Genomic DNA, 11,482 nt, shown 5'->3' on the forward strand with positions numbered 1-11,482 from the left:
ATGGCAGGAGCATTTCACGGCGTTACAGAAGGAGACGCTGTAATAAACGTAGGTGTATCAGGCCCTGGTGTTGTTAAGCGTGCACTTGAAAAAGTCCGTGGAGAAAACTTTGAGGTTTTGTGCGAGACTGTCAAGAAAACAGCGTTTAAGGTGACCCGTGTCGGCCAGCTTGTGGCACAGGAGGCATCTGAAAGGCTTGGCGTTCCTTTTGGAATTGTCGATCTCTCCCTTGCACCCACACCTGCGGTTGGGGACAGTGTTGCAGAAATTTTAGAAGAGATGGGGCTTGAATCAGTCGGCGCTCCGGGAACAACCGCCGCTCTTGCACTTTTAAACGATCAGGTGAAAAAAGGCGGAGTTATGGCAAGCTCTTTTGTTGGCGGACTTTCTGGTGCTTTTATTCCAGTTAGCGAGGATCAGGGAATGATTGACGCTGTAAACAGAGGAGCATTAACACTTGAAAAAATGGAGGCCATGACCTGCGTATGCTCGGTAGGTCTTGATATGATTGCAATTCCTGGAAGCACTTCAGCATCAACAATATCAGGCATAATTGCAGATGAGGCCGCAATCGGGATGATTAATCAAAAGACAACCGCAGTCAGACTTATTCCGGTTATCGGAAAAGACATTGGAGATTATGTCGAATTCGGAGGTCTATGGGGGCATGCACCAATACAGAGTGTAAACAGATTTGACTGTTCTGACTTCATAAACCGCGGCGGAAGAATTCCTGCACCGATTCACAGTTTCAAAAATTAAAAAAGAAGATGAAGCATACGCTTCAACCCCTTTTTATTGTGTAAAAAATATTATAAAATGCAATCATTCCGGTACTTAGAGCAATCTACCAGCATCAGTTTTCATAGGCAGAAAGAAAAATCTCAATATCCTTAATAAATTTAAGGGTTCTCTCCTCTATTTGTTCTGTTATGGCATCCAGATTACTAAAATCCGGATTATCAATCAGAACATATTCCAAAATTGAATCATTACCTTTCGTAGTTGACACCAGGCGGTATTTCTTCCAGCCGTTTTTTTTGAACAATTCCCAGTATTTTTCCTGAACCCTTTTATTCGATCCTGACAGCCATACCTCAAACCTGAAATTTTCATGAAGGAAAACTATGGGAATTTTCAGATTTCGCTGTTTCAACGATTGCGAAGATAATGAGAAATAGGTCATATCCATATACCCCTGATACATTCCGGATACAAGAAAACCTGGATATTTGTTTTTAAAATACGTTCTCAGACCCATAGTATACTCCATCAGCCCTTTGTATCCTTTTTGGATTTCTCCCATCTCCAGTTGTTTCCGGTATTCCTCAACAGATGCCTGAAATGATGACATAGCTTTTTTTCACGTTCCTTCTAAACAGTTTTACCGGGTTATAATAATAATTAACTCATCGGAAATACAAAAAACGAATATATCAGATATTCCCCCCTTTTCAATTTAAAAAACAGATTTTTATTATTCAGGTTAAAAGTAGCTGCCTTTATTCTCAAAGGCATCCCTTCTGTCACGGGCCATTTTGCGGAGTTCCTCTTCTATTTCTGGATTGCCCAAAACATATCCTTTCCACATTTCTGTGTACGGCTCCTCCGGCACAATTATTATTCCCTTTCTCTCTGAAACACGGTCAAGAATATATGATGCTGCAAGGTCAGCAGGATATGCATCGTCCGGTATCCTAAGTTCTCCATGGGCTTTTCCGTCTATTCCCTTGTTGAATATTGCAGTTGCAATATTTGCAGGACAGATGACAGAGAAGAAAAGGCCCTTATCAGCATATTCGTATTTCAGGCACTCGGTCATTCCTGTAACGCCATATTTTGTAAGTGAATAAAGCGCCTGAAAAGGTGGCGGAACAATCCCTGCAATTGAGCCTGTGTTGACAATGTGCCCGGAGCCCTGCCTGAGCATATGGGGAACGGCTTCTGAGACTCCATAAATGACACTCCAGAGGTTTACATCAATTATGTTATTCCAGTCATCATAGGTTGCCCTTTCAAACGGAATTGTCCCTCCGACACCGGCATTGTTGAATAAAAAATCAATTCTGCCGGTCTCATCCACAACACTGCTTATTCTGTCCTGAACTTCTTTCTGTCTTGTGACATCCATTATCAGCTTTCTGGCATTATCGCCATATGAAGAGAAGTCTTCTTTGGCTTTCGCAATTTTTTCCGGGTTTCTTCCGGCCAGATAGACGACTCCGCCTCTTTTTAAAAGCTCTGCTGATATTGCATGCCCTATTCCTGAATTTGCACCTGTAACGATGCATACTTTGCCCCTGAAATAATCTGAATCAACCATAATTTATCCCCGTTTTTTTATTTTGTTTTTTAGTCATCATAAATTATTTTGAAGTTTTATTCAATCACTTTTGCACCCGTTGGATGCAGGAAGGCTTCCCCCTCAAACAAAACAGACTGTGTAATCTTTTCAACAGGCAGTGCCGCAAGGCTGTTGATGATATAATACTGCGCCGGATTCTGCATAGGAGTGAGTTCTGTCCATTTCAGACAACCTGTTCCCAAAACCGCACTTTCCACCTTCATTCCCTGCGGGTACAGGACAAACTGGCTTAGTTCTGCGCCGGGAGCTCCGACTTTTGGAATATATCTCCACCCGATTGTATTCACTGATGAAAAACCTGATTTTATGGCATCAAGGTTTTTGCCGGTTATTTCTTCTTTTGCTTCAAAATTCAGATTGAGAAAAGTATTGCCCTCGTAGCTGACGTTTGTTTCATAATGCGGCCTCATTACATGAAGGTCTTCTATATCGGCATAGATTTTCGGAATGCCGGTCTGTTCACGCCCGCCGAGAATCGGCGCTGTTTTATTCTCCCAGACAACAAGCGTGTATGAACCCTCAAGAGTGTCTTTTTTGCCTTCGAAGCGGACGGGAGAGGAAACATTGACAAGGTTGTACATGCCTCCGTGCATCCAGTCAATCTCTGTAAATCTGCTGAAAAAAACCTGCACTTCCGGCGAAATCAGTTCAAATTCTTCAGGAATATACTGTTCAAGAAGTTGTCTGCCGGTTTTATAGGTCAATGCAAGTGTTGTCGCTCTCTGGCGTATAATCCGTTCAGGATTAAATCTGCCTCCTCCAAAATGAACCGGCATCAGGTATGTTGAATCATCACGGAGTCTGAACATAATAAACTGATAATAAATCATAAATTATAAATCTTCTGTAAAATTACAGTTATTTACTGCAAAATATGATTTTTTTAATGAAAGGAGGAAACCGGTTGGAAACAGAGAGTAAGACAGGCGGGGATACCTGTACAAAAAATGGAATTTTCAGTGATATCTCATTTGAAGTAATTATCCTGTTTATATTTGGAATTTTTATGCTTCTTTTTGGAGCTCTGCTGTTTAAAATTCATACAGGCGAGATTGCTTATTCACCAGACAGTACTTACGGCCTATTTCTTGTGATTATCTCGTTTCAGATAATTACACTTGGGAAAACACCTTTTGGTGACCTTCCACGGCTATGGATTGTTTTAATTCTTGGCATGTGTACTGCCGCGGCAGGGATGACAGCCTGCTTCATTCCGGGTCTTCTTACCGATTTTGTCAGGATTCTTGCAGGAGCCGTACTATTTGCAGGCGGCATTGCACTGCTCTCAGAGCTTTTACTTTCAAAGGAAAAAGCACAAAAATGGATATCAGTTCCGGGAATTCTAAGGGAACTGACAATTGCCGCAGCGCTTGTCTACATCATATCAATAGTAACAGGGATTTTAACACTTATACCCGGGATTACATCCGATATGCAGACAGGAGTGATTCTGCTCATATACGGCATATGCTTTTTTTATCTTGCATGGTGCATACACCGCGTAAACAAAGAATATCCGGCAAAAGCACAGGGAGAAGCAAAAACAGAGAGTGCAAAAGAGAAAGCGGATACAAAAGAAAAGAAGGCCTTAAAATATGCGTCCGGAAAAAAATCCATAATTTTTGATGATGCCTCATTTCCTTTATCAGTCTCAATTGTAATGTCAGTGGGTTTTTTGCTGCTGCTCCTGGGAATTCTTTTATTTCCGGTGAATCTTGGAATTATCCCTTTTTCTCCTGACGGCCAGCTTGGACTTTTAATGGTTATTATGGCCATACAGATGATGGCGCTTGGTGAGACACCTCTCGGGCAGTACAGCCGCTCATGGATTCTTATGGCAATAGGAGTCTTGTTTGCCGCAATTGGAATATTCTCCTGCGTCGTGCCCGGAATTCTTACAGGAACTTTGCAGGAGCTTATAGGATTATTAAATATTGCAGGAGGTTTGATTCTTCTCGCCGGGCGGTTTATACCTGTTATCATAAGCCGAAGCAAATCTCCGGCAGAAAAAACCCCAACTCTTCCCGTTCTAAAAAATCTGGCAATTATCCAGACATCTTTGAATATCATCTCAATAGGCTTTGGTGCGTCTATGTTTTTGCCTGGAATAGTTCCAGGCGCGGTCATTGCAGGAATTCTTATTCTAAACGGAATTATGCTTTTTGCACTGGCATCAATTGTACTTAAAATTGACAGGATGATAAGTTCAGGATTTTCAGAAACTGCAAAAGCCGGTTCCTAAACTTACATGCACCCTCATTTAAATTTAATTTTTTTTGGAATGCTTAAGACGCGTTATAGCAAAAATCTGGTATTAGATTTTGGCCTTAAAAGAACTGCCTGATTCTTTTCTGGCTTTCTTCATTCATAAATCCGTAAATTGAGCCAGCCATAACAGGAAGCCATGCCTTTATTTCATCTTCTGTCAGTTTTGATGCTTTGCAGTACTTTTCAAGGTACATATCTGCTAATTTCTCATCAAAAATGAAGAAATCCATGTAGCTTCGGCATGCATCAGCAGCCGGCGAGCCGCTCGAGACTTCTGCCCAGTCTATAATCTGATATTTTTCTCCGTCAAATATGATATTTCCGCTGTGGAAATCCCCATGACAGACACAATATTCATCGGGAAACGTTTTTAGCTGTTCTATAAGACGCTTTTTTTCATCATCGGTAATTCCCGGGCTTACAGCAATTGTTCCCATGAGAACCAGTTTTATGGGCCTGAATTCGGTTGTAAATGCCTTGTGCATCGCAGTCTGGAGCTCAACAACTATGTCCATGTATTCTTCTGCCCTGTCAGGATTTTCAACCATCATATCCCAAAGAGACATACCTTCTATTCTTTCCATAAGAAGGGTTGTTCTTCCGGCAAACGTTTCAACGCCAAAAATTTCAGGCGCAGGAATGCCGCAGTCCTTTACAACCGCAAGTGTAAAAGCCTCCTGGTAAACCTGTTTTTTTGGCTGGCCTTCCCTGTAGACTTTTGCTGCAACACCGTCTTTTGCATATATTACAGCAGACTGCCCGCTTCCAATCTCCTCACCATAGCGTTTTACAAACTCATCGTCTTCTCTATTAATTCCACTTTCTGCGCCGTCCGTCATTTGATTACGCTCCCTTACAGATAAAAAAATATTAATTGAGATATATAATCAGGTTATTTTAGGTTGTTATTAAAAGAGCGGTTTTTTAGGTTTAGTCTTCTCATAATCCCATGTATGTTAAATGAAGAGAATTCATGCCAGCAGAAATCCACGGAAATAAATATCTTTATTGAATAACAGTAGCATAAAAATGATTCTTTATTAAACACGGTTTGATCTCTTTTAAGATGATTTTTTTATAATGGCAGGGTTTATCAAATTACTACCGGATAACAAGCATAATGATTAAAATACCATAGATTTCTCATGATTATTCTTTATGGCAAAAAATTCTTTTATTTTTCTGGGATGTATTCTTTGGTATTTCTGGTATTTTCCGGATGTACACAGTCTGAAACAGGCACACATATGCCCTGCAATGGCTAAAACAGCAGGAAAACACAATAAAAGAGTAAATAATAACAGAATCCATATGCCGGAAAAATAGATTATGAGATGTTCCGGTTACAAAATCCTTTTTTTTGGAATGCTTAAAATATCCACAGACTTAATTTTTATTATATGTCCGCAGACAGTGATTACGAAAATGCCGCCGGTTTTCTTGCAGGAGATAGATTTGCCCGTGAAACAGGGATTGAATTAATTGATGTCTCAAAGGGGCATGCAAAAGTTTCCATGAAAATTGAGGAGAAGCACAAAAACAGCCACGGGACAGTTCATGGAGGAGCCCTTTTCACCCTTGCGGATGTCGCATTTGCCGTTGCATCCAACTCACACGGTATTCCGGCATCGGCGATAAACGCTCATATCTCATATATAACGGCCGCAAAGGACGGAATTTTAACAGCGGAGGCATGGGAATTCGCATTAAACCATAAACTTGCGTCATATACCGTGACAGTTACCGATGAAAACGAAAACAAAATCGCGATATTCCAGGGCATGGTTTACAGGAAAACACCAAAACCGGACGCATTAAACTAAAAATATAACTTTTTTCAGGTTAGATTTTTTTACAGGTGAAATAAAGAAGCTTTCCGGCCTTTTTATGCCGGCTGTATGAAAGACCTGAGGATTCACAGGCACTGACTATATCGCTTTCAAATATTGGTTTGTAAAACCGCCCCTTTTTATAATAATACCGCCAGTAGGAATCAACTAAAATTCCGCTCTCCATTACCGGACAGCAGCATACAAATGAGCCGTTTCTTTTCAATACACGCGATGCCTCTTTTACTGCCGTTTTCATATCAGGCATGAAATGAAGCCTGAGGGAGGAGGCAACAACTCCAAAGGTGCCGTCCTTAAAGGGGAGCTTCATAGCATTACCCCTTACAGGGTTAAAAACTGCACCGGCATGATGTAATACCTCATCTGCCGGTCGTAGCTTTGCGATGCTACTGGAATTTTTGAGACCCAAGGTTCAATTTGAAGGTTTTCACAAATACAAATTTAGAGTTTTTTTTATAAAAATCAGTTGTATTAAGTTCCAAATTAAGAATTTTGGCCAACATATTTTTATTGAATCATCTTCTTTCAGCCATGTGAGATAATATACAGGCTGGGATCAGTTTTGGAAAAACATTTCATAAGGATATCCATGATGAGAAAATCATCTCTAATATCTTGAATTTATCATCATACAAAACATTTTGTTTTGAATATATGTATATTATTCATAGATAGTATGAATATGATAATTTAAAGATAAAGTTTATTAAATGAATATATATATATATATTTTTTTCAAAAAAATAAAATATTATAACCATACTTAATCAATATTATGGAGTCCAGTAATTTTTGTCTTTCAAAAGAGGTTTTAGATGAAATAAAAAATTTCTACCTTGAGTATTCAGATGGATCTAACGAATGGAAATCTGAAAATAGCGAAATCAAAAAAATCATTCCTTTAATCAGTAATAAAATTTCTCCAAGATATAAGATATTGCAAAAATGTTTGGGAGTAGGAGGTACATGTATTATATTTAAGTGCATGGACAATAATCTGAATATCCCATGCGCATTAAAATTTCCAAGACCTAATCCACTAAAAGCTAAAGATTTCTCTGAAATTGTAGAAGAAGAAATATCTCATCTCATGGAAACAAGGCATCCAAATATTATTCAAATATATTTCCAAGATTCTTTCACCTTTGTTGATAGAGAAATTCATTTTTATTTAATGGAATTTATTCCTAATGCACAGGATGCACTTGATTTTTTTAAAAGCCAACCAAGGTCATTACAAGAAATAGTGAGTGTTATTGAGCCAATAGTTAAAGGAATATCTCATCTTCATAAGAATAACATCGTTCATATTGATATTAAACTTGAAAATATGTTTATATCAGCAGAAAAAGCAAAAGATGGTCAAACTATTATCAACCGAGCAGTCATTGCTGATTTGGGGTCTGCTAGAAAGTTGTTCTTAGAAGGTGAATCTGATGGAAATGTTAAATTAGTATTTACTGAACCTTATGCACATCCTGAATTAATAGAGAAAATAGCAGGGACTCTCCATCCTGATGAAAACAGAAGAAGGGCTGAGTTAAAAAGATCTGAGTTAAAGAAGTCATTTGATTTATTTTCATTAGGAAAAAATTTAAGGAGAATCTTAAAATTACATGATATTACTGAGTGGAAAAATCTTGATTTTTATCATCGTAAATATTTGGAGTTATTAGCAGTAAGATTATTGGATGGAAAAAATTTGCAAGATGAAACTGCTCTTGGATTGCCAATAAGTGCGTTTAAAGAATTTAAATATAATGATATTTCTGAGGTTGAAATTGATATTAAAAAAATTACCGGTGAATATCCGATTCAAAGAATTGTCCCAGAAATGGATAAAAATGGGATAAAAACAATCCAGATTTCAGGGATTTCTACAACTGTTTTTACGGAGAGACTGAATAATATAGTCAAGCATCAGGCTTTTCGTAGATTGGGTGATGTAACTCAATTAGGATTTATCAACTTAATTTATCCTACAGCCACCCATTCCAGAATGGAACATGTTCTTGGAACACTATCAAATGTTGTTTGTTATTGTGATGCACTATATAATGATCCTGTAAATCCTTTATTTAAGCAAATAATAAATGTAAATGATTTAAATGCAGTATTACTGGCAGGTCTTCTTCATGATTTGGGCCAATATCCTTTAGCTCACGATTTCGAAGAAGCGGAATCTAAAATTTTTTCACATGAAGAAATTATTAAAAAAATGTTAGATTCAAATCGGGACTCATTAGAACTTTTATCTCTTAGAGAAACTATAATTGATGAATGGAATGTCGAGCCAAAAAGAATAATTGAAATAATAACTGCAAATCCAAATACATTCAAATCCTCTATAAAAGATAGGCTCCTGCATACAATTATCGACAGCCCTATAGATGCAGACAAATTAGACTATTTAGTTCGTGATTCAGTTAATTTAAATATTCCTTTTGGGAAAGCAATAGATTATCAAAGATTATTCAAATCTTTAACCGTCATATTCAAAGAGCAAGAACATAAGGTGTATATAGCACTTGGAATTCATGAGAAGGGTAGAATTCCTGCTGAAACTGTAGCATTTGTAAGATATGCTATGTTTGGTACTGTATATTGGCATCATACATCAAGATCGATGAAATCTATGCTTCATCGTTCAATATGGGAAGCTTTAGAGTCTTATGAAACAAGAGAAAATAAAGTTCTTAAGATTGAAGAGTTTGAAGTTTCTAAGTTTAAACCTCCTAAAACCTCTAAATCTAAAGATCTTAAGGATTTAAAATCTGATTTTATTAATTTTATCTTTACAGAAAAAAAAGACATACAATTAGAATTATTTAAAAATCCTCCAAATCCATCATTTAAATTTTCTCAAATTTCTTCTTCTGATTTACGTATAATTAATTGGCTTAATGATTATACTACTGAAGCAGGTTCTACATTATTAAAGATGCTTTGTAATAGAGAGATTTATAAGAGAATTTTAGTAATTAGTCAAAAAAACTTTCATTTATGGGAAGAATTAATAGATTTTCGTAAAAATTATGGATGGAAAGGAGTAATTGAGCTTCAAAAAAAGTTTCAAGATCTAATAATTAATGAAATAAGACAATTTGAACCCTTAAAACGTACAACATCTGTTCTTTGCCCTGATGCCACGATGAAAATTATCGAACTAAATGAAAAAGGATACATCCTTTTTCTAATTGATATACCTGTTGATCGTCCAGGAAGCGAGATAAAACTAGAATATTTACCTGAATCTGACAGAAGAGAAATGCTTGAAGAATGGAAAGCACCTTCTACTCTAGAGCATTCTATTATTTGGAAACAATTTGAGGATTCGTTCATAAAATCTGTAGGAAAAATAAGGGTTTTTTGTTATCCAGATATTGATGCTACAGTTATTGCAGCTATAAATAAGGAAGGATTAGAGAGTTATTTAGAAGATTCTCTTAGTTCTTCAGAAGCTTATCTCAAATCTATAAAAAAATAGACATTCCATTTTTCTCTCTCATTTTATACACAATTTTAAGATTTATTTTATAAAAATTAGGAGCATCTTACTAATTACCAAGATTCTATTCAAAATATTTTAATTTTGCATTATATTGTCATTAACGCCTAAAATAATACAAAACATGAGACCACATCTCATCATAAAACTTTGTACAATGTCCCTCTCAAAGCCAGGTTGATCGAATAGACTCACACAAGGGGATAGTGACCATAACCTTCTCCCTTAATTCATCGGTACAGCCCTTTGACAGTATTACCAAGTTTAATGAATTTTTTTAGATAGCTTTGCCATCCCAGTCCGGCAATCTATGTCAGAAGTCTCCATTTTTCTCAACTCATCAAGCCCGAAAAGGCAGAACATGTAAAGGGTGCCGGCGCTCCTACCCAAGGTATTTTCAGATGACATGATTTGCATTCAGGCTGTTGTAGAGCTCCGACACCGTTTTTACCGTTCTGTAGCCTTTTTCGGTTATTATATAGTCGCTTCTTTCACAGCGCTGAAAAATCATCCCGGAATCGGTGAGTTTTTTTATATGAAACAGAAGATTTCCGCCGCGAAGACCTGTAAGCCGTGAGATATCGGAAAATGACAGACTTTCTAAAAGGAGAGCCTTTAATATCTGAAATCTCTGCACATTTGCAACCGGCTCAAGAATCTCCTTTACAACCTCACTTTCAGGAGCTTTTGAAACAACCAGTTTCTCATCCTCAGGCCTTGCGTAGACGCCAAGAGACTGCATCAGGTCAACCTGCTTTTCAAAAAGGCGGAATACTTCCGAAAAGCACGTTTCGCAGTTCTCAGAGGCGCCTTTGCTTTTCAGTTCTTTCATCTGCTCACGGTATGAACTGATAATTTCATCCGATACTTCATCGTCATGAAGATGGCAGACAGTGTTTTGCAAAAATCCCATAAATACCTCATAGCATTTCTCACGCATGGCGCAGCCCTCAGTCATATTTGATGAAAGACAGCTTTTTGCGGTATCTATCTGATTTTTTTCAAACATCCCTGCATAATTCTTTTTCATATCGCCAAGTACTGATTCAATATGCTGCTGACCTGAGCGCTCCATGAATCTTTTCAAATCGGAACGGAGCTTGAATATCTCGGTTTTGAGTTCTTCTATCTCTGATGGAGACTGAAGTAAGGCTTCCATAATCCTGTACACCTGCTGTTTTGCTGCAGGGTTATTATTCTGTAGCACCCCGCATTTGTATATTTTAATGCCGCTCAAGTATATATTACTAACTCGCATAGTATATTCCGGTGAAGAAAATGCCAGCATGGAAATACACAGGAAAAGAAGTGACAGAAGCAAAAGCAGAAGAATCGTTAAAAGCAATCAAAAGTGCATGTTTCGGGTGTGCAGAACACAGCCCGGACTGCTCAATTGCAAAGGCGGCAGGAGATGTATCCGCAATGATAAGCTGCGAATGCCTCTCTGTCAGAGAACAGATTCACAGCCAGATCTCAGGCGCACTTGCAGAA

The 11,482-nt window shown here is 37.8% G+C and carries 11 protein-coding genes; 5 read left to right on the forward strand and 6 right to left on the reverse strand.

Translation table 11 applies throughout. The annotated features are described in order from the left end of the window. Positions 1-762, forward strand: a 762-nt coding sequence (locus tag ACTB1O_RS08860; RefSeq protein ID WP_462994774.1) for a DUF711 family protein, incomplete at its 5' end; no start/stop codon positions are given. Between the two features lie 94 nt (positions 763-856). Here the strand turns inward: ACTB1O_RS08860 and ACTB1O_RS08865 are convergent. The 3 genes from ACTB1O_RS08865 to ACTB1O_RS08875 form a co-directional block, all read right to left on the reverse strand. After that, complete coding sequence (locus ACTB1O_RS08865; protein WP_462994775.1) at positions 857-1,354, reverse strand: DUF7000 family protein; 498 nt, start codon at positions 1,352-1,354, stop codon at positions 857-859. A 132-nt stretch (positions 1,355-1,486) separates the two neighbouring features. Next, the gene (locus ACTB1O_RS08870) at positions 1,487-2,323 is read right to left on the reverse strand and encodes an SDR family NAD(P)-dependent oxidoreductase (RefSeq protein WP_462994776.1); all 837 of its coding nucleotides are present in this window, start codon (positions 2,321-2,323) and stop codon (positions 1,487-1,489) included. 56 nt (positions 2,324-2,379) lie between these two features. Further along, on the reverse strand, positions 2,380-3,174 hold the full coding sequence (locus ACTB1O_RS08875) for an acetoacetate decarboxylase family protein (RefSeq protein WP_462994777.1): 795 nt from the start codon (positions 3,172-3,174) through the stop codon (positions 2,380-2,382). 95 nt (positions 3,175-3,269) lie between these two features. Between ACTB1O_RS08875 and ACTB1O_RS08880 the strand changes: the two genes are divergently transcribed. Then, positions 3,270-4,607: a hypothetical protein gene (locus ACTB1O_RS08880; RefSeq protein ID WP_462994778.1), complete on the forward strand. Its 1,338-nt coding sequence runs from the start codon at positions 3,270-3,272 to the stop codon at positions 4,605-4,607. Positions 4,608-4,692: 85 nt separating this feature from the next. On the opposite strand, the gene ACTB1O_RS08885 is transcribed toward ACTB1O_RS08880, so the two are convergent. Beyond that, a complete protein-coding gene (locus tag ACTB1O_RS08885; RefSeq protein WP_462994779.1) occupies positions 4,693-5,472 on the reverse strand; it encodes a phosphotransferase family protein in 780 nt (259 codons plus the stop codon). A 561-nt stretch (positions 5,473-6,033) separates the two neighbouring features. Here ACTB1O_RS08885 and ACTB1O_RS08890 point away from each other — a divergent pair. Then, positions 6,034-6,456: a PaaI family thioesterase gene (locus tag ACTB1O_RS08890; protein WP_462994780.1), complete on the forward strand. Its 423-nt coding sequence runs from the start codon at positions 6,034-6,036 to the stop codon at positions 6,454-6,456. Positions 6,457-6,475: 19 nt separating this feature from the next. On the opposite strand, the gene ACTB1O_RS08895 is transcribed toward ACTB1O_RS08890, so the two are convergent. Next, positions 6,476-6,892: a class I SAM-dependent methyltransferase gene (locus ACTB1O_RS08895; protein ID WP_462994781.1), complete on the reverse strand. Its 417-nt coding sequence runs from the start codon at positions 6,890-6,892 to the stop codon at positions 6,476-6,478. Between the two features lie 366 nt (positions 6,893-7,258). Between ACTB1O_RS08895 and ACTB1O_RS08900 the strand changes: the two genes are divergently transcribed. Next, entirely contained in the window at positions 7,259-9,970 is a 2,712-nt protein-coding gene (locus ACTB1O_RS08900) for a protein kinase domain-containing protein (protein ID WP_462994782.1), read from the forward strand. A gap of 418 nt (positions 9,971-10,388) precedes the next feature. On the opposite strand, the gene ACTB1O_RS08905 is transcribed toward ACTB1O_RS08900, so the two are convergent. Next, the gene (locus ACTB1O_RS08905; protein ID WP_462994783.1) at positions 10,389-11,150 is read right to left on the reverse strand and encodes a winged helix-turn-helix domain-containing protein; all 762 of its coding nucleotides are present in this window, start codon (positions 11,148-11,150) and stop codon (positions 10,389-10,391) included. 119 nt (positions 11,151-11,269) lie between these two features. On the opposite strand from ACTB1O_RS08905, the gene ACTB1O_RS08910 reads away from it, so the two are divergent. Then, positions 11,270-11,482, forward strand: a 213-nt coding sequence (locus ACTB1O_RS08910; protein WP_462994784.1) for a hypothetical protein, incomplete at its 3' end; no start/stop codon positions are given.

It is taken from the genome of Methanomicrobium sp., from assembly GCF_055145805.1.

Excerpts from the sequence above, each read along its gene's own strand:
- ACTB1O_RS08875 (WP_462994777.1), bottom strand. The coding sequence starts at position 3,174 with ATGTTCAGACTCCGTGATGATTCAACATACCTGATGCCGGTTCATTTT.
- ACTB1O_RS08870 (WP_462994776.1), bottom strand. The coding sequence starts at position 2,323 with ATGGTTGATTCAGATTATTTCAGGGGCAAAGTATGCATCGTTACAGGT.
- ACTB1O_RS08905 (WP_462994783.1), bottom strand. The coding sequence starts at position 11,150 with ATGGAAGCCTTACTTCAGTCTCCATCAGAGATAGAAGAACTCAAAACC.
- ACTB1O_RS08885 (WP_462994779.1), bottom strand. The coding sequence starts at position 5,472 with ATGACGGACGGCGCAGAAAGTGGAATTAATAGAGAAGACGATGAGTTT.
- ACTB1O_RS08900 (WP_462994782.1), top strand. The coding sequence starts at position 7,259 with ATGGAGTCCAGTAATTTTTGTCTTTCAAAAGAGGTTTTAGATGAAATA.
- ACTB1O_RS08865 (WP_462994775.1), bottom strand. The coding sequence starts at position 1,354 with ATGTCATCATTTCAGGCATCTGTTGAGGAATACCGGAAACAACTGGAG.
- ACTB1O_RS08890 (WP_462994780.1), top strand. The coding sequence starts at position 6,034 with ATGTCCGCAGACAGTGATTACGAAAATGCCGCCGGTTTTCTTGCAGGA.